This is a genomic window from Enterovibrio norvegicus FF-33, from assembly GCF_000286835.2.
Lineage (GTDB): Bacteria > Pseudomonadota > Gammaproteobacteria > Enterobacterales > Vibrionaceae > Enterovibrio > Enterovibrio norvegicus_A.
Genome location: NZ_AJYD02000038.1, coordinates 1901993 through 1923547, shown reverse-complemented (window position 1 = coordinate 1923547; position 21555 = coordinate 1901993). Strand labels below are relative to the sequence as shown.

The window sequence follows — 21555 nt, the reverse complement described above, 5'->3', positions numbered from 1 at the left end:
CAGCTCTATTGCTAATGTTTATCAAAGTAGTCCTTACGGCGAATGTATTTGTCCATAAAGTGGTAGGCGATGGGGCGCAATAGCCAACTTGTCAGAACGCGAATGATACGAACAAGAGAGGGCATATTGTGGTAAATCCGATCATTGTGAAGCCAAAGCAACTCTCCGACATGCCAGAAGAGAAAGGGTAGCCCTGGTAAAAATGTCACCATGTCGACATCGCAGCATATTCGGTAAGTTTTCGACTTTAATCGAAAGCGTTGCTTGAAGTTCCAGTAACCCGTCGCGGGTTGTCCGAATGTGACGATCCGTTTGATGGCGTTTGGGTATTTTTGTTCCAAGATCTCCGCAGCGATAATTGCCATGCTGCCACCGGATGAGTGGCCAGTGAATGACAGACGTTTTCCTTGGGCAATGAGCGGTGCGATACATGACTCGAGTTTTTCTATGACGGACACACCATCAAGTTGGTTTTCTTCAATAGAGTGAGTGATGTCTGCCTGTTGTGCGGATGTTAAAGTGGACGTGTCTCGTTTTGAAATACGGGAGGCGGATCGACTTGGCTGGCGCAGAAGAAATTGAAACCCCCAGTGAACATGACCCGCATGCTCCGGCGCGTCGACTCGACTAGGAATAAACACCAAATTTAACAGCCAATCCCATACACTTTGCGATCCTTTGAATACGACGACGGCATCACCGTCGTCTCGCCAAAGTATGCGAATAATGGTTTTTCCCCATCGATTTTTTATGTCGCGTCGTCCGAGTTCTGAAAACCCATATTGAAGATGATCAAAGTGTGCAGGATAGGCATCACGACAAAGGATAGCGTAACGTTCATATTGATAACGTTTGAGTCTTTTCAATAGTGAATTCAATCTCGACGAGCGTTCTCGACAGTGTAGATCGTGAACATGACGTTTAGACGACAGTGATGATGCGAGAGGGGGATGAAAAGACGGTGCAGAAATATTTGCCGCAGAGTCTGCGGCGAATACATGTCAATCGTAGTGTTGCATAAAAGGGGTAATGTGGCTGTTATAGGTCAGAGCCTTCACTGCGCTGTGATTTTTAATCAACCATTCTGCTTTGGTGCAGTTACCTACGCCGATAATGGCTTGAACGAGTAATTTGAAATCTCTCAGCCAACGTGTTTTCTGATCTTCACTCCAATCTTCGCGGTAAAGCTCATGGTAATGCTCTACCCACCAATACGCGCCACGTATAAATGCAGCAACAATGGTCGTTGCAGGTTGAATTTGCTCATCTTTCCCATCTATCGCATATTCGTCGGCGAGAGGGTTACCTCGTGAGAAGGCTGCATAGTTGATGCAGTATTTGTACAAGGCGAGCTGGAGTGCTGATGCGGAATCGCAGTGATCCAATGACAACGTTGTAATCGGCAGGTGTTTAGCGTTACTCCGGAATAGCTCAACTGTGCGCTTGCCCGGTAAGAGCCTTTCAATCACAAAAAACAAATCGATACTGATGAGTTTATTGCTCAAAATGGTGGTGTCCTTGTTTCGGTTCTTTGCTGAATCGCTTTAAATTGCGAATGAGAGACAAAGTCATGATTTTAAACGATGTAGCCGCAGCATACTCTGTCCACCCCGAAAACGGAATCGCTTTACTGGAAAGCTTAGACACTTTGATTCGCTGCCTGCCAAAATAGTGTGCGCGGCAATGCAAGTTTATGCGTATCTGCAAATCTATTCTCCATCTAAAAAAGGTTACCCTCGCAAACTTTGTAGCCTAACTGTTAATAAAGTTCTGTTCGGAATGCAGCCAACATTAATTTTTCCGTTAATCGTTTAATAATTAGTTGGTTAATGAATAGCTCATACAAGGAGATGGTATGAAAAAGATAATAGCAGGGGCTGCACTGAGTGTGTGTTTAACGGCTCCAGCGTTTGCAGAAAATCACGTTGTTGGTGGCTATTTTGCGGATTGGCAGTATGCCAATGCAGAAAACCCTTATACGGTTTCTGATATTCCAGCGGATAAACTCACGCACGTCATTTACGCTTTCTTGAGCATGTGTGGACCACATGAAAGTGCATCTGAAGCGGTACAGCAGCAAGTCGCAAAAGCGTGTGAGGGCAAAGCGCCATTTTCCGCCATTGTTGTTGATCAAAAGGCCGCCTTTGATGTGGATTTTGGCAAGGTGAGTGTTGATGTACCTTACCAAGGACATTTTGCACAATTGGCGCAGCTGAAAAAAGACAATCCAGAGCTGACAATTCTGCCTTCATTTGGTGGATGGACAATGTCTGAACCTTTCCATGCGATGGCAAAGGACGATGCAGCGATCAAATACTTTGCAAAATCCGCAGTGGCGTTGATTGGCGAGTACGATTTCTTTGGCGGCATCGATCTGGATTGGGAATACCCAGGTGGTGGCGGTTTAACCACATCTCCTTGGAACCCTGATACAAAACTGTCGGATGACGCGAAAGCCTCTGAACGTGATGCATTCACGACATTGGTGACGGCGCTTCGCAGCGAACTTGATGGCTTGTCAGCGAACACAGGCAAAACCTATGAGCTCTCTACTGCTGTGGGTGTCGGCCCGAAAGCCGCGCAAATTGATTGGAAAGCCGTTGCGCCGAAAATGGATAACATGTTTGCCATGACGTACGATTTTCTTGGCGGGTGGGGGACACAAACAGGCCATCAGACTAATCTACATGCGACAGATCGTAGCTGGTGGGGCATGGGCGCGGACGTGTTCATTAATCAAATGATAGAAGTAGGGATCCCTAAAGAGAAACTGGTATTGGGTGCTGCATTCTATGGGCGTGGTTGGGAAGGGTCTGAGTTTGATGGATCGCTGCCGAGTGCTGATTTAGCATCAGAGAAAGGGGCAAGCTTTGGTTCTGGTGAGCCGGGTTATTTCATGTACTGGGATTTGAGAACCAACTATAGCAAAGAGCAAGGTTACGAGTACGGCTATGATGAAGAGTCTCACGCACCATTTTTGTGGAACGCAGAGAAGAAAGTCTTCATTTCTTTTGAAGATAAACGTTCTGTAAAAGCAAAAGCGGAATGGGCGAAGCAGCAAGGTCTTGCCGGCGTATTCACTTGGGAATTATCGGGTGACCCAGACGATGAGTTGACCGAAGTGATACATCAAGTTCTGAGCAGTAAAACAGCAAAAAACTAAAAGTCACGTTTGTAAAAAGTCACGTATCTAAATAGATAGCCCAGCAATTAGCTGGGCTTTTTTGTGGGGGTATATCCAAATAAATTCTCGCTGAATAAGCATGTTGAGATTGATTGGGTATACAGATTGCGCGTTTGAAGACGATAGAGCTACTGCTTCTCTAAGATGTTTTGTGTGTTGCTATGAAGCAACGAAGCATTAATAAGTCCGTATTGTTGTTTTAACGATTCGACAAAAGAGGCGCGATTTTCAAGAAACTGATTGAATTGAATAACGAGATCAGGTCGAGACACACTAGACATATGACGCGTACCAGCAAGGAAGGGGAGGCTCGTATTAAGAGACATAGAAGGAGCAGATTCAAAGGCTAGCTTGATCCTGTTGCGGAACACAGCAGCATTGGTGTATATCCCATCAATCCTATTGGTCAACAGCATTTTTATTAGCGCATCCATGTTGTTGGCTTCATACGCTGTTACGGTATTGGCTTTAATATCCTGAAGGAAAGGCCATGGGGTAAAACCTGAAATCATACCGATTGTTGCTAGTGCTTCTCTTGATTTGTCATGGTTCTCATCGAGCATGATGACACCGTCGATAAAAGATACCACTGGGTCGCTGTATATGACCTCTCGACCTTGCTTTAAATCTTGTGTCCATGAAGGGTTGTCAGGGTATTTTGCATCAATTTCGCCAGACACTAAGTTGCGATAAAGACGTTTGAGTGGCAGTGCACGATACTCAAACTCATAGCTATATTCGTTGGCAAAAGCATCCAATAACTCGCGATTAAAGCCCTGATATTCACCGTTTTTAAACGTTGAATATGGCGCGTAGTCAGCAAAGGCTTGTACACCGATAACGAAATGATTTTCTTGTTCAGCGCTGATATTGGTAGAGGCAAAGAATGCGAATAAAAAAATGCCAACCAGTAATCGCCTAAATGTCAGCATTTTCCATTTCTCGCATTAATCTTAAACACGAGAAAAGTATAGCCCTGATTAACCCGTTGTCTTTGTATTCTGAAACTTAGCATTCTTAAAACGACAAAAACCCCGCAGAGCGGGGTTATGCCGTTTTTAGCAAGCAAAGATGACTTTGTTTCTAGTTGGTATGCGCTGAATATAGTGGCGCAGATAGGGTCTGTCCAACAGTTAATACATACATGTTAAATGATGGGCTGCGTATCACTTATATTATGCAACCAATTCTGTTGCATGGTTTTTTTGGAGAGTCATTTCCAGAAATGCGCCAAATTTCGGGCAGAATTAGAAATTTATGCTTGTACATAATTCTTTACAGTTTATTGGCTCGACACAGATGTGATCATGATGCCTCGCCATTGTTATTGAGGGCGAAGTCTTAGCAAAGCGCCATTTGAAGAATCGGTTAAAAGGTAGATAAAGCCGTCTGGGCCTTCGACGACATCTCGAATTCGTCCGAATTTTCCGTCCAAAAGTCGCTCTTCGCTAACGACTTTGCCATTTTCAATGTCTAATCTGACCAACAAGCCAAATTTGAGTGAACCCAGAAGTAGATCGCCTTCCCAGCGAGGAAAAGCACTTCCTGAAACCATTTCAAGACCAGAAGGCGCGATAGAAGGTACCCAATAATGCAGTGGTTGCTCCATCCCATCAGCTTCCGTCCCTTTTCCTATGGCTGATCCCGTGCCGTAGTTCACGCCGTAGGTGATGATAGGCCAGCCATAGTTGGCGCCTTTGGCGATGGGATTGAGTTCATCGCCACCTTGTGGGCCGTGTTCATGGGTCCAAATCGTTTTTCCGTCGTTGTCTATCGTCATTCCTTGGATGTTGCGATGACCAAAGCTGAATATCTCAGGCTTCGCTGTGGGATCTGACGTGAATGGGTTGTCTATTGGCACGGAACCATCATGGTTGAGTCTAATAAGTGTGCCGACATGGGACCGGTTCTGCTGTGCTTTGTCTTGGTTTCCGCGGTCGCCCAGTGCGATATAGAGATATTCATCCGTGACCAATAATCGCCCGCCGAAATGACGACCACCGCCAAGTTTGGGCGTTTGAGTAAATAACGGCGTAATATTTGAAAGCACCAAGTTTGAAGGGGCCAAGCTTGAAGGAGATGGGGTATTTAGCTGTGCACGAACGACACTGGTTCCCGATTTACCAAGATGGCCGCTTTCCGTGAACGCGATATATACTGTTTTTGATTCCTCAAAGTCGGTTGCTAGCGCTAGCCCCAGCAACCCTCCCTGACCTTTATCGACCAACTTGTCTGGTAACCCTTGGATTGGTGTCACCTCATGGGTGGTTGAGACGTGCTTTAGTACGCCATTACGCTCTGACACCACCATGCTGCCATCAGGACGAAAAACTAAAGACCATGGATGATTGAGATCTTTGACGAGAGTGTCAACGCTAAAGGTGTGTTTTTCAGACTTAACCGTATCAGCAAAGGCTTGCACGGAAAGAATGAAGAGAATAGCAAAAGGGGCGATGTGTCTCAGGCGCGCGAGACGTATGAGAAAATGCATAAGCTGTTTCCTTTTTGACGATCGCGCCCTTGCAATGCAAAGGCGCAGATAGGAAGCCTTTTCCATCTCTCACGTTAACGCTTGTTGCACATTAACTAAAGTGTTGAGCGAATCTAAATTTCAGTCTACGAACTCGGCGAGAAAAGCGCTGCATACGATCTGTCATGGATGGCTGTGTTTCCATGGACGGCTGATCTGTCACAGTGTCGTGATCGCTGATAGTTGTTTCGACGCGGTTTCGACCATTTTGCTTCGCGCGATACAGTAGTTTATCGACTCGGCTATAAATGTCAGACAGAGACTGCTTTTCACCGATTTCAGTCGCGCCGAAACTGGCGGTTATGTTGAAATTCACGCCTTGCTCAGTATGGAACTCCAACTCACTAATACGCTGACGTAAGTCTTCTGCGATCACCGATGCTTTTTCGATTTCACTGTTTGGGAGCAACAGCATAAATTCTTCACCACCCACTCGCGCACAGATGTCGTCTCGTCGCAAATTTTTGTTAAACAGTTCGGCAATACCCTCAAGGACTTTGTCACCAGTAGGATGACCGAAGTTATCGTTAACCTGTTTGAAGTGATCGATGTCGAGTAGCAGGCAGCTAACCGAAAAATCGCCCACCGCCATCTCTTTTTGCAAGCGATCTAACTGAGTGCCAAAGTAGCGGCGATTAAACAGGCCGGTCAGGCTGTCGGTGTTAGCAATCTTGCCCCAACGAATTCTGCGTCGGTTAATCCAAAGTGCAATAAGTGATGCAATCACCGTTGAGCCGATGCCAGCGACGACCAGAACGTTCAGATACTCTACCTTTTGATCGTTGGTTTTTAGTTCAAGAGTTTGCAGCACGTTGTTCCAGCTTAGGTGTTGATTTTCAGCTTTGATTTTTTCCAGATTAAAGAGCATTTGTTGCCGCTCTAAATTATCCACTTGCTCATCGGCACTAAATGTATTGAAGCGGTTTTGGTAGTCCAACAGTGTTAAATAGGCATTCTTGTAATCCTCAAGACCAAAATGGGCTTTTGACAAGACAAGATAAAGCGCAATTTCTGAGCGATAGAGGCGCGTTTGTTCGGTCAGTGAAGCGACCAGAGGGGTAGCTAAATCAATGGCGACTTGATAGTTATTGCTTAACAGCTTTTCGTTGGCTTTGAGGTAATTGTATTTACTGATGTAGTAGCGAATGTTTTCGCGTTCACGCAGGTTATCTGTTGCTTTTAGATAACGCATCATGTTCTTGGTATCCCCAGCCTGGAGCAAGAGATCCGCAATTTGTAAGTTGATGCGAAAACGGTGTGAACCGTCTCCAAGCACTTGCGCAATTTGAAGCGCTTGCTTGTATTCGAGAAGTGCTTTTTTGTGATCGCCTTGTTTTTTAGCAAGCTCAGCCATGTCGAGTTTAACGAGCAATTGGTTAAATGACATTTTTCGTTGACGGAAAAATTGGTAGGACTGATCAAGTAACATTGAGGCTTTATCAAACCCATTGAGCTGAACCAAAATCCCACCAAGATTGGACGCGATACGTTCAATCAGAAGGTCATTCTCTGTGTTTTTGGCGGCTTCGAGTGAGCTCATTAATGCTGCCATCGACACGTCATATTCATTCTGCGCTTTATAGGCTTGCCCTTTCACCAACAGAATTTCGGCGGTGACTTCTGGATTATTGAGGGCTTGTGACTCTGACAAAAGTTGATCGAGTTGCACCAGCACTAAGGCTTCTTCGCCTTTTAAGATACGTGCCTGGCTTAAGCGCAATTGCATCAAATAGCGATCGGCCTGCAGAAGTGGATCGCTTGCTGTGAGTTCGATACCTCGATTAGCGGCTTCAATCGCACTTTCAGGGTCGTTCAGTAATAAATCAACCGTTGATTTCTGTAGGTAGTAGCGCGCTAACAAAGGTAAAGGTTGGTTTTCTTTTAGTTCTACCTTTTCCAATTCACTGAGTAGTGCGCGTGCTTTTATTGGCACCGAGTAGAGGATCGACTGAACGCCATTGAGCGTACGTTCAAAGGATTGCGTCTTTTCTACTGTGGCGTGTGAGAACACGGAAAAAAGGGTAACAAGTAATAGAACAAATAGATTAAAAAACGGTTTTCGCATTGATAGAGCTTCCCTGACCGACATAGCTATACGTCACTCGTTATTTAGAGGCTATAGATTACTCAACGCACAGATTCGACTTTGATTCATTTTTAAGACATTTGTATAATTTTAATTAATCTGTGTTAGTTAAGCGTAGATAGGGAAGCGATATTTTTCCTGCACGCAAGAGTGTGATGAACTGATTGGCGACTCATTGAGATGAAGTCGCACTGGCCAAGTTTTTTTAGTAAAAAGAGCCCGAACTAACTTGGCTTTAACAAGCCAGTACAGGCTGTGTTCTTACTACTGGGTGATTTGCTGGTAAATTTCATCCTTGAGCTGCACGCGGCGCATTCTCAAGTCTCGGAAATTCTCATCATCAGTGGGTATGTTTGCCATTTCTAGTCCACGTATTTTGTGGTCTAGGTGGTGATACTCATCAACCAAGCTACCAAAGCCTTTGTTGGACATTTTCATTTCATGAATTTTATCTTTGTACTCTGGGAATTCGAACATGAGTGCGTGATTTTCACCTTGCATAGTCGCTCCTGTATGAGTTGGTGCGAGCGTTTTGCGCAACGCATGAGCAAAGGCCTGCCATAAGGGGGGAGATGGCGGCGAATTGTGCTTGTGAACGAACGACGGACAAGAAACTGCAAATAATGTTGTATGCACGTCCACTGCTCAGAGAATAGGGACAATAACGCTGGGATTCTAGCGCGATGCGAAGGGCGATGAATGCAAGTCTTGAAGGTGGGACGGGTAGTGATAACTATCCCGTCACCAGTGTGCAGAAGGGTGTGATAGTTAGCGTTTGTCTTTGATTGACTCAGCTTCTTTCTTTAGCAGTATGATCTTGCCAAACCCTAACTTATTGAAGTAGCTCTCACGATGGTTTTTCACCGCTTTGCCATCTGCAATCACTTCCAGTTGCCTTTCCATTTTTAGGAAATCGTTGATATCAATGCCTTCGGCCTCCGCAGCAGCTTCATGAGGCGAGCGGTGCTGACGGTAAGAAAAGGTCATGACCTTGGTTTCGCCTTTGTAAATATATTGAAGTTGGCGTGACATATCCGCACCTTTAGCGAGTTTTTGAGGAGGCGGAGTATTTATCAGCCTCCTCGTCAAGTCAATCCCGCGTCACGGAATCAGAGGTAGAAACATAAGTTTTACTCGGCATCTCTTCGCATGGTGTAAATGCGACTTGCTCGCCCGTTCCCGTCAATAGGCCTATTTTTGCGGGAGAGCCATCAGGATTCAGTAAGACTTCGCCAACGGCACTTTTGTTGACTAAATACCGTGAGCAGCCATTGTCTGGGCGTCGTCGTTCTATTCGCATGCGCTTGCGGCGTGTAAAAACGTTGAGCGGTGACCCCAGCCAGAAAAGTTTTCTGTCGAACCATTCGAAAATTGAGAGATAAGGTTCTGGGAACGTATTACGAAACCCACTACAGGTGATTTGCCAAATTCTCGGACTGCCTTTTCGAAATCGCAGACGAATATCATACGCGAACGAATAGTGAACATCCCCAGAGAGGATCACGAAGTTCTTGGGTGTTTTAGGGTGTTTAAAAATATTTAACAGTGCATTGGCCGAACCCGGATGCGCCATCCAGTTTTCAGAATCAGTCGCTAACGGCTGACCGCACATCGTGATAATGCGTTGTAAGGTTTCAATGAACTTAACACCAAACATCGGCGCGGGTGAGACCACGACAACGGCATTAGCATTGATAACATCTTGCTGGAAATCCATGAGGGACTCCCAATCCATCAATCCTGACGGTTTATTGTTGCTTGACTCTGAGCGCCATCGGCGTGTTCGCGTATCAATCACCACAACCTTTGGCGTGGTGGGCAGCGTATAGTGCCAACGCTCAAAATGGTGAATCAGCTGCGTAGCGTCATTGAGGGTACTTGGCGTTGGCTCTGCCACAAACCGTGTGATGGTTCGCCAGAAATTGTCATCAAAGGCATCTGGGTCGTTGCCCCATCCCTGACAGAAGAAATAGCCCAGCATGCCGTTGGTAATAATACTTTGTGCAAAGGGCGAGTCATAAACTGCGCGCTCCCATCCGACGGTGAGATTGAAATCATCGGTGATGTCGTGATCATCAAAAATCATGTAAGTGGGTATATGAGCAAACAATCGTCTGACTTGTTTGAGTCCGGCACAGAAGTGAGTCAGCTCGTTTTTCTCTGATGTCCAACGTGCCTTATTTTCATCAGACAAGCCTGCTATTGCGTTTGCTTCAGGCAATGGAATGGTTGCCCACAGAGATGGTGACCACACCAACAGATACATGGCGATAAACTCGTTAAAGCTTATCAAGTGGTTGTCGGTGGTGCGTGAACTGAATATTGGTTCTGGGCCTGCTTTCAGTAGTCGTTTTATCAAACCATGATTGATGGTGGTTTTGGGCAGTGTGTCGCTTCGACCATATAGCGGCGTTAGATTTAATGCGAGTTGGCTGCAATGGGTGATTGTTTCGTCGTCGATTTCCTGATCGTAAAGTCCAAGTCTGGTAATGGCTTGGCGAATAGCGAACATCATGGGGCCGCAAACGTCATCGGCGTAAATCTGATCGCCACCCATGATCAACATGTCTGCACGCTCATCGATGGCGAGCGCATCATATTTTGTGTCTAATGCCACTAGGGCGTCATCACAATGGTGGTGTGGGTGACGACATGAGCCGTGTGCAAGGTTTTCCGCGCGTGATGAGATGATAAAGCTCGGGCGCTTTTCGCCGTCATACAACAAGCCGTCAATGTCGGTGAGTAAAGAATGCTCTTGTGACAGTATGTCGTATGCTAATGGCGTGTCTGTTTCGAAGTAGCCAATGTTCTTGTCTGCGATCTCATCTCGGTGAGATGAATGTTGGGAAAGCTGCGCATTGGAAAAATGTGCAAATACGACAAAACACTGAGTGCCTAACTGAATCTGCTTTTGGGATTTGAAGGAGGCGCGAAAAAATGGAATGTCACTGTCTTTTTCATACAGTAAGAAGTCCGCATTCAACGGAGAAGATGTCACCGCCCAGACGCAGATCTCTGTTTTGGTTGTTCTTCTTAATATCGGGCCCGCAAGAAATAGGGGCAATGGCATCGACATGTGTTTCTCAGTATTCCAACGTTAATGCCCTTACTTTACGTGTCCAAGTGAGTAATTTGTAGCTTCCGTTGTGTAAATTCATGCAAAGACATTACTTCGTGGTGTTTGGCGAGAGATTCAAACCCGCAAAGGTTTGACCGCCATGGCTGCGTGCTTTCTCCAGCCAGCGTGCGGCAATGTCGTGTTCATCAATCTCCACTAACGCGTTCGCAAGCGCAACTTGTGCCTGAATATGGTCTTGATGTGCGGCCAAACTTAAGAAGTAGATCCCTTTCACTGTATCCTGATCGGTGACAAAACCATCGTGTAGCATTTTACCTAATGCATATTGCTCAACGGGGCTATTGCACAAAGCCAAGTCTAATATCCACTTGAATTCGTCATAGTCGATGCCGTTAGTGAGGCGCTTACTGTGATAAATGCTGCTGTGATTGAGGGCATCGACATTGGGCGTTTCGCTACAAAAATCAAGATACAAAGTAGAAAGCTCAAACACAGCATCATTTTCTACCCCTTCGAGAAAGTAAGGTGTAGCGGCCTGACAATGCTCTCTAGGGTATGAACCGCGTTGTAAATGCCGCCAACCTTCATAGAAATCGCTGTTGAGAAACGCTTCGGAGTAGTTTTGTAGGGTGGGACAATCAGCGAGCGGCTGATCTATCTCGTCAGAGCAACTCACGGTGCTGGTGGCAATGAATAACGGAAGTAACCACTTCATACTTCGTTCCTTTGTACACAAGGGGCAATCGCACTACATATCCATGCAGTTTACGAAGTGGCGCGTGTTGAAGGGCGTTGCAAAATTGGGATTCAAGAGAATGGAAAGAGAAGTGGTTTGAAGAGTATCGAGCCACATCAGTCAAGATGTGGCTCTAAGAGGATATTCTTATACGCGTGACTGCTTACAAAGTTCGGCGGCTTCTTCTTGCTGAGTGTCTGTGGCATCCACGGGGCGCATTGCCATTGTGTAACGCAGCGAGGCGTAGAAGATGGTGATATAGGCCATGAGCTCGGTACCTTCTTCTGCGACGTTTTTGGCTGCGCGGACGAAGCCATCACCGAGCGCGTCGTGCCACAGGGAACTCATGCCAAACAGACGGGAGAACACCAATAAAAGGGCAAGTCCGAGACTGAGCAACGGGAAGTAACGATGGCTGACAAATTCACTGAAACTGTTCAAGGTTTCAGCTCTGTTGTGCAGGGCATATAACATGGCGCTTGCCGCAGTCAGTGAGGCAGGATAAACCCAGAAACCATGCCACATCCAATCGTCGAAAAATTTGTCGAGTTCTCGGATTAACATACACATAAAAAAGCCAATGACTAGCGCACCAAAACGACGAAATGAAGGATTCCTCTTTGCAATAATTACGTAGCATAAAAGGGTCGCTGCCAGCAGAAATTGCTCGCCATATTCAGTCAGCGACTGTTCAGATAAGCCATTTTTGAGTACGTGGAGATCAAGTTTTATGATAATAACGGGGATGGTAACCAGCAGCGCAAACAAAAAGAATTGGCCAATGGCATAAAAGATGGTGGCTGTTTGTGTATGACGAAACTGCATCCGCAACCTCCTATAATTTGAAATGGGTTCGTTGTCACCTGACCATCATTCCGTGATAAGAGTCACATCGTTTTGCTAAAGCGTTCCGCGCTTTCGAGTGGTGAAAAATGAGCGGGGATCATACAACAATGGAATGTATTGAGCAGTTTGTAGCGCGAGACGTGTTGTTAATCCCTGTATCAATATGCTTACAATACACAGTATCAACGCAATAAACGGTCGAAAATCAGCACGCTAACTGACCGACAACTGTAAAAAATGGATGAAATGATGGAACAAAAGACGATTCGTTGGGGCATGATCGGTTGCGGTAGTGTCACTGAGCGTAAAAGTGGGCCTGCATTTTGGCAAGTCGAAGGCTCGTCATTGAACATGGTGATGGCTCGTCGCGAAGAGAGGGCTAAAGCTTACTGTGCCAAGCATGGTATCCCTGCCTATACCACAGATGCCTCCGCGTTGATTAACGACCCCAACATAGATGCGATTTATGTCGCGACCCCTCCGGACAGTCACCGTGAATATGCGTTGATGGCTGCGAAAGCGGGAAAACCGTGTGTGGTTGAAAAGCCGATGGCATTAACCACAGCGGAATGTGATGACATGATTGACGCATTTAAGCAGGCCAATGTCCCCTTGTTCGTGGCGTATTACCGTCGTTCCCTTCCTCGGTTTCAGGCCGTGAGAGAATGGATTGACCAAGGAAAAATCGGTGCTGTACGTCATATTCATTGGACGTATCATCGTGCCCCAAACCCTGATGACGTTGCAGGGCTTGAAAACTGGCGGGTTAATCCGGACCAGGCGGGTGGGGGCTACTTTGTGGATTTGGCCAGCCATGGTTTGAATCTTTTTCAACAATGGTTTGGTGACATCACAACTGCGCGTGGTATTGCTGCTAATCAGCAAGGTTACTATGCCGCTGAAGATGCGGTATCTGCTTCGTTCGCTTTCGAAAATGGTGTACTCGGTTCTGGCTATTGGAACTTTGGTGCTGCCATACGAGAAGACAGGGTTGAGATTATTGGCAGTGAAGGGCGAATTCTGTGTTCGGTATTTGGTGATGAACCTTTTGTGCTAGAAGGCACTGAACAGGCTACGTCTTCGATCGAGAATCCTGATCCTGTGCAGTATTTTCATGTTGAAAACATGGTTAAGCACCTTAAAGGTGAAAAAACTCACCCAAGTTTGGCTGAAAGTGGCAGAAATACCACATGGGTGATGGAACAAATACTCGCGGGACAATGAGTAATGGCAAAAGAATGCGGCATGATTTTTAGAGAATAGGTTATCAATTAGCCATTTGAACCAAAAAAAGCGTGGGAATGCAAATTAGTGCTTGCAAGGCTCCCGTGCTTTTCCTACTATCAACCTCGTTCTCAGGAACACTCAATTCCCCCTTAGTTCAGTTGGTAGAACGGCGGACTGTTAATCCGTATGTCGCAAGTTCAAGTCTTGCAGGGGGAGCCAAATTAAAGAAACCTGCCGTATGGCGGGGTTTTTGCGTTTTGAATATCGCTACGGGATTTGTCGCAAGTCTGCGTCCTCCGACGAATGACGCTGCCTTATCCGCTTTAACTAAACGTGCTTCTGCAGTTGATGCGCACCGATCGCCAATTTATCCCCTTCAATGCCCTGATGTTTAGACGCGTAGCCTTCGTGAATCCAATCGCATTAAATTAAAATGCCCAATTTATCTGTTGTTAGATCTATTAATTTGGATATCATCGCTGCTGTTTCAAGGTTGATAAATTCATAGATATCAACCGGATTGATACAGTACGAGTAATTCCATTATTATTTAGATGTAGGAAGTTAGAGTGAAAGACGTATTCTTTTTTGATTCAATGCTTACACCAAAAATTATCACTGTCGTTTATTGGTTGCTATTGCTGGCATCAGTTGTTTCTGGAATAACCGCAATGTTTTCTGGATACAACGGAATGACAGCAGGAAGCTTCTTCTCTGGTTTGGCTATTATCGTGGGTGGTGCCGTAGCATCGCGCATTTGGTGTGAACTTTTGATCGTACTGTTCAAAATCCACGAAAATTTGAAGAAGATTGCTGATAAATCAGAATCTTAATCGCAGTTTAATGTGATCGGTCAGGCTCAGGTCTGGCCTTTTTTATGCCATCACGAAATAGCCCTTCGCTGTTAGTTTAAACACAAGAGTATGTTATATTATAACATTACATACAAACGTGCCTGACGGATCATGACACTAGCGTTTCGCCAATTGTTACTTCCTTTATTGCTTGCAGTCCTTATGGGCTGGCAAGGTTTAGCGGTTGCGGAACACAAGGCATCTCATCAACATTCTTTAAATACTGATCATCATTGCGCTCTGTGTGCCATGGGTGCACCCGCGATAGCTTCAAATGATGCTATCCCTTCTGCGCCGTTGGTCAGCGGTTATATGCCTTCAGGCTATGCATCCCAATCTCCTCAAACGTCATTGCTTGAACCGAAAGCACGTGCTCCGCCACTCTTCTCTCCAACTTAACACGATATTTAATCAATTCAATTTGGAGAGAACATGCGTAATACAACTCGATTTACGCTCAGCGCGATAGCATTGGGTATGGCGACATTTGCGGTTGCGGAAAGTAACGATTTTACCCAGCATAGTGCCCATCAACATGGTTTGGTTGAATGGCATATTGTGCAGGATGGCGAAGAGCTTCTCGTTGAAATTACGGCGCCGGGCAGTGACATTGTTGGTTTTGAATATGCGCCTCAGAATGAAGAGCAAAAAGCCGCCATTGAACAAGCGCTGAAGTCGCTGGCTAAAGCAGATACTTTGATAGAACTTAATGCATCTGCTAATTGTGAACTGGTTGAGCAATCGGTCACTCAGACGTTAGATGAATCAGACGATCATTCTGATCATGACGACCATGATGCTCACGATAAGCATGACGACCATGATAATCACGATAAGCATGACGGCCATGATAATCACGATAATCATGACGGCCATGATGCTCACGATAAGCATGGCGGTCATGATGCTCACGATAAGCATGATGACCATAGCGAGCACCATCAAAAAGACGCTGAGTCACACGGTGAGTTTTCTGCCCAATACACATTCCATTGTTCAAATCCTACTGAACTTCAATCTGTCACTTCGCGCTGGTTTGATACATTTGGTCAGACAGAAAAAATCAGTGTCCAAGCGATCACTGATAAAGGTGTCTCTGCCGGCGAGCTTACGCCAACGTCAAGAACCATTCGTTTCTAGTACAGGAAGGCCTCTTCACTGAGGCCTTAAGTATCATCATGTTATTAATAAAAGATCTTTTCTTTCGATGGCCAGGACAGTCTGAGTGGCAGATTGATATCCCGCATTTTGAAGTCGCTGCCAATGAAAAAGTGTTTCTCAAGGGCGCAAGTGGTTGCGGTAAATCTACACTGCTGGGTTTGGTTGCAGGCATTAATGTCGCGCAATCAGGCTCGTTGTACATTCAGAATATCGACATTTCGCTGTTGAAAGGTGCTAAGCGCGATGTATTTCGCGCCGATCATTTGGGGTACATTTTTCAGCAGTTCAACCTTTTGCCGTATCTGTCTGTTTTAGATAATGTCACGCTACCGTGTCGATTTTCGTCGATGCGAAAACAGCGTGTGAGCGGTGATTTGAACCAAGAAGCCACTCGTCTATTGAGCGCACTTGCCCTGCCGGATGCGTGTTTGAATAAGCCCGTGACCGAACTAAGCATTGGTCAGCAGCAACGCGTTGCCGCAGCTCGCGCACTGATTGGCCGACCAGCATTGTTGCTTGCCGATGAACCCACTTCTGCACTGGATGTAGATAGTCGTAACGCGTTTATCTCGCTATTAATGAAAGAATGCGACCATGCGAAAACTAGCCTGCTATTTGTCAGTCATGATCATACGCTGGAAACGCATTTCGACCGAGCGGTGTCACTGTCCGAGATCAACCGCAGTGTATCGAAGAAGGTGGTGGTGTAAATGGCCATATTCCGATTGGCGATTCAAAGCTTAACTAACCGAAAAGCGACGGCTTTTCTCACGATTCTGACTGTGGCAATCTCTGTGGCGTTACTGCTAGGTGTGGAGCGTGTTCGTACTCAAGCGAAAGAAAGTTTTGCCAACACTATTTCTGGCACAGATTTGATTGTTGGTGCGCGATCTGGGCAAGTGAACTTACTGCTTTATTCGGTGTTTCGTATTGGCAATGCTACCAATAACATTGGTTGGGACAGCGTTGAAGAAATTCAGCGTCATCCGTCGGTGGCATGGTCTATCCCCATTTCCCTGGGCGACTCTCATCGAGGTTTCCGTGTGGTAGGTACAACGGGAGACTACTTCACGCATTACAAATACGGGAATAAACAGCCACTCACGTTTACGCAAGGGCTGCCATTTAATGGCCTGTTTGATACCGTGATTGGCGCTGAAGTCGCGGAAAAACTCGAGTATAAACTGGGTGATGACATCGTCATTGCGCATGGACTGGCGGACAGAAAGTTCAGTCGTCACGATAATCTGCCTTTTACCATCACTGGTATTCTGGCACCGACAGGCACGCCCGTAGACCGGAGCGTACATGTCTCTCTACCTGCGATTGAAGCGATTCACATCGGTTGGGAAAGTGGTGCTCGAATGGGGGTAGGTGTTAGCGCGGAAGGCATTGACCCTGATAAGCTACAACCTGAACAAATTACGGCGCTCTTAGTAGGATTGAAAAGTAAAATTCAAACCTTTGCCTTGCTACGCACCATTAACGAATATAAGCGAGAGCCGCTGACCGCTATCATGCCTGGCATTGCACTGCATGAATTGTGGGGGCTGATGTCCGTGGCTGAACAAGCCTTGTTGGTGGTGTCAGGATTTGTGGTGGTTGCAGGCTTGCTGGGAATGCTTTCTAGCCTACTGACAAGCTTGAATGAGCGACGACGAGAGATGGCGATTTTGCGCGCCATGGGTGCAAGGCCCGCACATATCTTTGCACTGTTGATCAGCGAAGCGGTGTGTTTAACTTTGCTTGGCATCATGCTCGGGATTGCTTCTGTGTTTGCAGTCATCACCATTGCCGCCCCGTTTGTGTTAAGCCAATACGGCTTACAACTTTCAGCGACATTATTAAATAGCCGCGAATGGATGCTAATGGGCATTGTGCTTGTGGCAGGATTATTGGTGGGCGTGTTGCCTGCGTTGCGCGCGTATCGCCAATCACTATCAGATGGCATGACCATACGGATATAACATGATGAAAAAATGGCTTCTATTAATGGCGACTTGTTTGCCATTGTTCGTTCAAGCAAATGAGACATTGACGTTGGATTGGATTGACCTGATCCCAGAGTCAGAACGCAATCAATTCAATGACAGAGGCATGCCAATGGTCAATCACGAAAGTGATGATCCTCAGCAAAACTTAGTGGGAAGTATTCGTTCTGAGTTGAATAACAGCCAGGTGAAAATCCCTGGTTTTGTTATCCCGCTGGAAGGTGATGCCAACACAGTGACGGAATTTTTATTGGTGCCATTTTTTGGCGCGTGTATTCACGTACCGCCACCGCCCCCTAACCAAATTGTGTATGTGAAATTTGATAAAGGTGCGCCAGTACACGAGCTTTGGGATGTGGTGTATGTGATTGGGACGTTAAAAACGGAAACTGTGTCACATGATCTCGCTCAAGCAGGGTATTTGCTTGAGGGTGTGTCGATAGAAGCTTACGACGAATAGACACAGCGATTAAGACGTTCACAAAGCGCTACTTGAAGCCGCCCAATATGAGGGCGGTTTTTTTGTAGAAGGGTATTCAGTTAAATGTTAGTCGCCATCAGGGATCAGGCCACGTCGAGATTGACTGCGTTTAACATTAGAAAAGTAAACCGTTTGGGCGGGAACTTCATTAGCATTATTCGCAGTTTTATAACGAGAAAGGAAAGAACGATAAAGGCCATATTTAAAGTACACGATCGATGCATCCATCGTCTGTCCTTGATAGCCCACTTTTTGCTCGCCGTTCACCCATACATCGAAAAAACCGGATGGATCGGTTGTCCACCGAACGTTCACTTCAATGTGATGCCAACGGCCGCGAAGGTCTTTGTCATCAATAAGTGCGTAATACTCGGTTGTCTGCCCTAAGGCTTGATTATCAAGGTGATAGCCGCCAGCACTATTTTGAAACATCCAAACGGGGTGCGAGCCCTTTTGATGAAACTGCCCAAGTGAGGTTTTCGTTGGGAAAACATTCACATAGTCGTCGGGGAAGTAGATAGACCAACCGTACCAGTATTCACTGTTTACGTGGGTTGATTTGTTTTTCTCCGATAACTCACTTCGTTCTCGATCTTTTTTACAATCATTCCAACCATTGTTTGAAGAACAATCCCCGGGGCGAACGTCGAATATTTCTATTAATTCAGTTGGCGCACTACCGGTGAGATCGGGCGTGATCTGATAACCGTGGGTCGTTGAATTTAAAGAGCGCTGAAACGGACCAAAACCACTGCTATCAATGCCGGAGGAGCAACCGCTTAGCAGCATAGCAAGTACGAAAGCGATAACGTCTACAAGGGTGAAATTGATTGCATTCTTTGGCGTATGAGGCTTTCGAGCATGGCGGCAAAACATCGATCACCTCATGGTTTGAAATCATAATTTTATAGTAGACCACAGCAGCTTAGGGTTCTCGTTACACCTGAGTCGGAAACAGAGTATTTAAGGTGTTGTCGATCCATAACATCACCTTGTCCCAACCACGTGTTTTCTTCTTGATGGCACTGAGAGTGAGTAATGGCGGGCTTGAAAGTTCTGCAGTTGAGAGCGTTTTGACCGAGCCTTCCATCCAATCATGGTTAACGATATGTTCCGGCACAAAAGCCCAGCCAAGGTTCCGATTAACCAGTCCTGAAATATAGTAGTAGCTGTCAACATGCCAATAGCGAGGAGAAAGAGGCTGTTCTTGCGAAGAACCTAAACGGTCTCGAATTGCGAGCTGGCGATGTTTAACTAAGTCATCTTCGTGCGGGTGATCAATTGCCGAAAGAGGGTGCTGAGGCGAAGCAATCAATACTTGTTTTACCGTGGTGATGTCGTACCAATCGAGTGACTCAGACAAAGGTTTGACGCGAAAGATAAACCCGATGTCTGCTCGGCCTTCGTTAACCCATGTCGCGATATCATCCTGAGACCCATTCAAAATAGTGAGCTTTAGCTCCGGAAAACTATCGGCCATCATTTCAAACAAAGTTTCAAAAGTTTGGATAGGAACGGCTTCATCCATGGCGACCGTGAATGCGACAGGCTCACCTTTAGTGACCGCCATCGCGCGTGAGTTCATGCGTTGGCACTGCTGCAAGATAGCCTTGGCGTCAACGAGCATTTCTTTCCCCGCATTGGTCAACACCGGTAGTTTGGCACTGCGATCAAATAAATCAAACCCTAGGTCGACTTCTAAGTTTGCAATGGCAGTGCTAACGCGAGATTGCGCTTTGCCGAGCTTGCGTGCTGCAGCAGAAAATGACCCAGCCTCGGCTGCTTCTGTAAAGGCTTTGAGTTGTTCGAGTGTCCACTGCATGATGTCACCTATGTATCCGCTTTGAGGATTGATTGTAACTTTTATCTATATCAAAACAACGTCAAACTCGTACCCGTCTTTTTCCTTTTTTAAGTTCACTGTTTATGCATACCACCGATTTAAAACAGAGTGATTCCATCACCAAAACGTTTTGGCGTTTCACCATCCCTGCTATTGCTGCAATGATCGTCAACGGACTCTATCAATTAGTGGACGGTATTTTTGTTGGGCACTACATTGGCGCAGAAGGGTTAGCAGCCATCAACATTGCTTGGCCAGTGATTGCCGTTGTCGGTGGTTTGGGGTTAATGGTAGGCATGGGGGCTGGCAGTTTAGTCTCCATCTACCGTGGTGAAGGTAACCTACACAAAGCGAGAAGCGCCATGGCGACAGGGCTTGTATTAGCGTTGGGGCTGGCAATTGTCGCATCGGTTTATTTGTATTGCTTAAGTGCTTCACTGATTGGTTTACAAGGGGCCTCGGGGTTGGCACATGGTTATGCATCCGATTATCTGATGGTGTTTGAGTTAGGCGCATTGGCAACGGTTGTTGCCGGTGCATTGCCTTTTTTGATACGAAATGACGACAGTCCTTTTGTGGCAACGTCCATGATGGTCGTCGGCGCATTGACCAATATCGTTCTCGATTACCTGTTTATCGGTGTGATGTCGTGGGGTCTGAAAGGCGCTGCATTTGCAACAGTGTTGGCACAATTAGTCAGCGTTGTCATAGGCCTGGCTTATCTGTGTTCATCCCGTTCGTTTCTTGGGGTATTTCGTCACAAGGTAAAGCTTAGTTTTGCTGACGCAAAACAGAGCTTGGTCCTTGGGTGTTCGTCGCTTGTCATGTTTATGTATTACGGTGTGCTTGTTGGTTTTCACAACCGTTTATTTGCCGAATATGGAACACCAGTGAGTGTCGCCGCTTTCGCCGTTGTGGGTTATTTGATGACACTGTACTACGTGGTAGCAGAAGGTATCGCTGAGGGTATGCAGCCGCAAGTGAGCTTTTATCATGGGGAAAAGTCGTACGCCAAGATAGCTAATGTGGCAAAGCTAGCCTCATTGGTGTCACTGGTCGCAGGATTGGCTTGGTTAGCGGTGTTGAATGTATTTCCGGACGTTGTTATTGGCATGTTTAGCAGTGGCAATGAGGCGCTCTTACAACAAGCAACACTGGGTATTCGTTTACACCTGTCTGCTATGTATCTTGATGGGCTGATCATTCTCGCATCAATGTATTTTCTATCGGTGGGCAAGGGCGGAAAAGCACTGGGTATATCTGTCGCCAATATGCTGGTCCAGTTTCCGTTCCTGTATGTATTGCCAAAATTTTACGGAGTTGAAGGCGTGTGGTTAGCGATGCCTATCTCTAATATTGTGCTTGCATCGATTGTTTTGCCTGTGATGTGGAACGATATTTATAGACAGAAACGTAAGCAGTTCGCGCTAACGCATGCAATCGCGTAGTTTTCTTTTCTAATGGGTTCCTCGGCTCGAGAAAAAAGGGAGCGAATGCTCCCTGATTGATTGAGACAAGAAGATTAGAACTCTCCCCA

Annotated in this window: 21 protein-coding genes and 1 tRNA gene; 10 read left to right on the top strand and 12 right to left on the bottom strand. The window is 46.1% G+C overall.

Features of this window, described 5'->3' with window-relative positions; all coding sequences use genetic code 11:
- Positions 1 to 11: 11 nt before the first annotated feature.
- The gene (locus tag A1OO_RS16770; RefSeq protein WP_017003761.1) at positions 12 to 866 is read right to left on the bottom strand and encodes a lipase family protein; all 855 of its coding nucleotides are present in this window, start codon (positions 864 to 866) and stop codon (positions 12 to 14) included.
- 135 nt (positions 867 to 1001) lie between these two features.
- Positions 1002 to 1505, bottom strand: a complete 504-nt coding sequence (locus A1OO_RS16765) for a hypothetical protein (RefSeq protein ID WP_016958354.1) — start codon at positions 1503 to 1505, stop codon at positions 1002 to 1004.
- Between the two features lie 350 nt (positions 1506 to 1855).
- Between A1OO_RS16765 and A1OO_RS16760 the strand changes: the two genes are divergently transcribed.
- Positions 1856 to 3163, top strand: coding sequence for a glycoside hydrolase family 18 protein (locus A1OO_RS16760; protein WP_017003760.1), 1308 nt, complete (start codon positions 1856 to 1858; stop codon positions 3161 to 3163).
- A 149-nt stretch (positions 3164 to 3312) separates the two neighbouring features.
- On the opposite strand, the gene A1OO_RS16755 is transcribed toward A1OO_RS16760, so the two are convergent.
- The 8 genes from A1OO_RS16755 to A1OO_RS16720 all read right to left on the bottom strand — a co-directional run bounded on the left by A1OO_RS16755 (position 3313) and on the right by A1OO_RS16720 (position 12440).
- The gene (locus A1OO_RS16755; RefSeq protein ID WP_017003759.1) at positions 3313 to 4116 is read right to left on the bottom strand and encodes a substrate-binding periplasmic protein; all 804 of its coding nucleotides are present in this window, start codon (positions 4114 to 4116) and stop codon (positions 3313 to 3315) included.
- A 392-nt stretch (positions 4117 to 4508) separates the two neighbouring features.
- Positions 4509 to 5675, bottom strand: coding sequence for a PQQ-dependent sugar dehydrogenase (locus A1OO_RS16750; protein ID WP_017003758.1), 1167 nt, complete (start codon positions 5673 to 5675; stop codon positions 4509 to 4511).
- 91 nt (positions 5676 to 5766) lie between these two features.
- Positions 5767 to 7779 carry a tetratricopeptide repeat-containing diguanylate cyclase gene (locus tag A1OO_RS16745; RefSeq protein ID WP_017003757.1) on the bottom strand — a complete coding sequence of 671 codons (2013 nt, stop codon included), beginning with the start codon at positions 7777 to 7779 and terminating at the stop codon, positions 5767 to 5769.
- 285 nt (positions 7780 to 8064) lie between these two features.
- The gene (locus A1OO_RS16740; protein ID WP_016958359.1) at positions 8065 to 8301 is read right to left on the bottom strand and encodes a YdcH family protein; all 237 of its coding nucleotides are present in this window, start codon (positions 8299 to 8301) and stop codon (positions 8065 to 8067) included.
- 267 nt (positions 8302 to 8568) lie between these two features.
- The gene (locus tag A1OO_RS16735) at positions 8569 to 8832 is read right to left on the bottom strand and encodes a DUF2960 family protein (RefSeq protein ID WP_016958360.1); all 264 of its coding nucleotides are present in this window, start codon (positions 8830 to 8832) and stop codon (positions 8569 to 8571) included.
- Between the two features lie 58 nt (positions 8833 to 8890).
- Positions 8891 to 10876, bottom strand: a complete 1986-nt coding sequence (locus tag A1OO_RS16730) for a hypothetical protein (protein ID WP_017003756.1) — start codon at positions 10874 to 10876, stop codon at positions 8891 to 8893.
- Positions 10877 to 10967: 91 nt separating this feature from the next.
- The gene (locus A1OO_RS16725) at positions 10968 to 11594 is read right to left on the bottom strand and encodes a tetratricopeptide repeat protein (RefSeq protein ID WP_016958362.1); all 627 of its coding nucleotides are present in this window, start codon (positions 11592 to 11594) and stop codon (positions 10968 to 10970) included.
- A 168-nt stretch (positions 11595 to 11762) separates the two neighbouring features.
- Positions 11763 to 12440: a hypothetical protein gene (locus A1OO_RS16720; protein ID WP_016958363.1), complete on the bottom strand. Its 678-nt coding sequence runs from the start codon at positions 12438 to 12440 to the stop codon at positions 11763 to 11765.
- A gap of 270 nt (positions 12441 to 12710) precedes the next feature.
- Here A1OO_RS16720 and A1OO_RS16715 point away from each other — a divergent pair, with 270 nt between their 5' ends.
- The 8 genes from A1OO_RS16715 to A1OO_RS16680 all read left to right on the top strand — a co-directional run bounded on the left by A1OO_RS16715 (position 12711) and on the right by A1OO_RS16680 (position 18154).
- A complete protein-coding gene (locus tag A1OO_RS16715) occupies positions 12711 to 13685 on the top strand; it encodes a Gfo/Idh/MocA family protein (protein ID WP_016958364.1) in 975 nt (324 codons plus the stop codon).
- Positions 13686 to 13831: 146 nt separating this feature from the next.
- A tRNA-Asn gene (locus tag A1OO_RS16710) sits at positions 13832 to 13907 on the top strand.
- A gap of 350 nt (positions 13908 to 14257) precedes the next feature.
- Positions 14258 to 14521 (top strand): DUF4282 domain-containing protein, encoded by a 264-nt coding sequence (locus A1OO_RS16705; protein WP_016958365.1) that lies wholly within the window; start codon positions 14258 to 14260, stop codon positions 14519 to 14521.
- 132 nt (positions 14522 to 14653) lie between these two features.
- On the top strand, positions 14654 to 14941 hold the full coding sequence (locus tag A1OO_RS16700; protein ID WP_016958366.1) for a hypothetical protein: 288 nt from the start codon (positions 14654 to 14656) through the stop codon (positions 14939 to 14941).
- A gap of 33 nt (positions 14942 to 14974) precedes the next feature.
- Positions 14975 to 15682 (top strand): zinc uptake protein ZrgA, encoded by a 708-nt coding sequence (gene zrgA, locus A1OO_RS16695; RefSeq protein WP_017003755.1) that lies wholly within the window; start codon positions 14975 to 14977, stop codon positions 15680 to 15682.
- 38 nt (positions 15683 to 15720) lie between these two features.
- Complete coding sequence (locus tag A1OO_RS16690) at positions 15721 to 16413, top strand: ABC transporter ATP-binding protein (RefSeq protein WP_017003754.1); 693 nt, start codon at positions 15721 to 15723, stop codon at positions 16411 to 16413.
- Positions 16414 to 17670 carry an ABC transporter permease gene (locus A1OO_RS16685; RefSeq protein ID WP_017003753.1) on the top strand — a complete coding sequence of 419 codons (1257 nt, stop codon included), beginning with the start codon at positions 16414 to 16416 and terminating at the stop codon, positions 17668 to 17670.
- 4 nt (positions 17671 to 17674) lie between these two features.
- Complete coding sequence (locus tag A1OO_RS16680) at positions 17675 to 18154, top strand: DUF3299 domain-containing protein (RefSeq protein ID WP_026023918.1); 480 nt, start codon at positions 17675 to 17677, stop codon at positions 18152 to 18154.
- An 87-nt stretch (positions 18155 to 18241) separates the two neighbouring features.
- On the opposite strand, the gene A1OO_RS16675 is transcribed toward A1OO_RS16680, so the two are convergent.
- Together A1OO_RS16675 and A1OO_RS16670 are read right to left on the bottom strand one after the other, a co-directional pair.
- Complete coding sequence (locus tag A1OO_RS16675; protein WP_017003751.1) at positions 18242 to 19051, bottom strand: heparin lyase I family protein; 810 nt, start codon at positions 19049 to 19051, stop codon at positions 18242 to 18244.
- 61 nt (positions 19052 to 19112) lie between these two features.
- The gene (locus tag A1OO_RS16670; RefSeq protein ID WP_016958372.1) at positions 19113 to 19997 is read right to left on the bottom strand and encodes a LysR family transcriptional regulator; all 885 of its coding nucleotides are present in this window, start codon (positions 19995 to 19997) and stop codon (positions 19113 to 19115) included.
- A 104-nt stretch (positions 19998 to 20101) separates the two neighbouring features.
- On the opposite strand from A1OO_RS16670, the gene A1OO_RS16665 reads away from it, so the two are divergent.
- On the top strand, positions 20102 to 21466 hold the full coding sequence (locus tag A1OO_RS16665; protein WP_017003750.1) for an MATE family efflux transporter: 1365 nt from the start codon (positions 20102 to 20104) through the stop codon (positions 21464 to 21466).
- The last annotated feature ends 89 nt before the right edge of the window (positions 21467 to 21555 follow it).

What these genes read in the sequence shown, in the direction of transcription:
- A1OO_RS16725 (WP_016958362.1), bottom strand. Translation starts at nt 11,594, where the DNA reads ATGAAGTGGTTACTTCCGTTATTCATTGCCACCAGCACCGTGAGTTGC.
- A1OO_RS16760 (WP_017003760.1), top strand. Translation starts at nt 1,856, where the DNA reads ATGAAAAAGATAATAGCAGGGGCTGCACTGAGTGTGTGTTTAACGGCT.
- A1OO_RS16675 (WP_017003751.1), bottom strand. Translation starts at nt 19,051, where the DNA reads ATGTTTTGCCGCCATGCTCGAAAGCCTCATACGCCAAAGAATGCAATC.
- A1OO_RS16715 (WP_016958364.1), top strand. Translation starts at nt 12,711, where the DNA reads ATGGAACAAAAGACGATTCGTTGGGGCATGATCGGTTGCGGTAGTGTC.
- A1OO_RS16755 (WP_017003759.1), bottom strand. Translation starts at nt 4,116, where the DNA reads ATGCTGACATTTAGGCGATTACTGGTTGGCATTTTTTTATTCGCATTC.
- A1OO_RS16680 (WP_026023918.1), top strand. Translation starts at nt 17,675, where the DNA reads ATGAAAAAATGGCTTCTATTAATGGCGACTTGTTTGCCATTGTTCGTT.
- A1OO_RS16740 (WP_016958359.1), bottom strand. Translation starts at nt 8,301, where the DNA reads ATGCAAGGTGAAAATCACGCACTCATGTTCGAATTCCCAGAGTACAAA.
- A1OO_RS16735 (WP_016958360.1), bottom strand. Translation starts at nt 8,832, where the DNA reads ATGTCACGCCAACTTCAATATATTTACAAAGGCGAAACCAAGGTCATG.
- zrgA (WP_017003755.1), top strand. Translation starts at nt 14,975, where the DNA reads ATGCGTAATACAACTCGATTTACGCTCAGCGCGATAGCATTGGGTATG.
- A1OO_RS16700 (WP_016958366.1), top strand. Translation starts at nt 14,654, where the DNA reads ATGACACTAGCGTTTCGCCAATTGTTACTTCCTTTATTGCTTGCAGTC.
- A1OO_RS16745 (WP_017003757.1), bottom strand. Translation starts at nt 7,779, where the DNA reads ATGCGAAAACCGTTTTTTAATCTATTTGTTCTATTACTTGTTACCCTT.
- A1OO_RS16670 (WP_016958372.1), bottom strand. Translation starts at nt 19,997, where the DNA reads ATGCAGTGGACACTCGAACAACTCAAAGCCTTTACAGAAGCAGCCGAG.
- A1OO_RS16720 (WP_016958363.1), bottom strand. Translation starts at nt 12,440, where the DNA reads ATGCAGTTTCGTCATACACAAACAGCCACCATCTTTTATGCCATTGGC.
- A1OO_RS16730 (WP_017003756.1), bottom strand. Translation starts at nt 10,876, where the DNA reads ATGTCGATGCCATTGCCCCTATTTCTTGCGGGCCCGATATTAAGAAGA.
- A1OO_RS16690 (WP_017003754.1), top strand. Translation starts at nt 15,721, where the DNA reads ATGTTATTAATAAAAGATCTTTTCTTTCGATGGCCAGGACAGTCTGAG.
- A1OO_RS16665 (WP_017003750.1), top strand. Translation starts at nt 20,102, where the DNA reads ATGCATACCACCGATTTAAAACAGAGTGATTCCATCACCAAAACGTTT.
- A1OO_RS16685 (WP_017003753.1), top strand. Translation starts at nt 16,414, where the DNA reads ATGGCCATATTCCGATTGGCGATTCAAAGCTTAACTAACCGAAAAGCG.
- A1OO_RS16750 (WP_017003758.1), bottom strand. Translation starts at nt 5,675, where the DNA reads ATGCATTTTCTCATACGTCTCGCGCGCCTGAGACACATCGCCCCTTTT.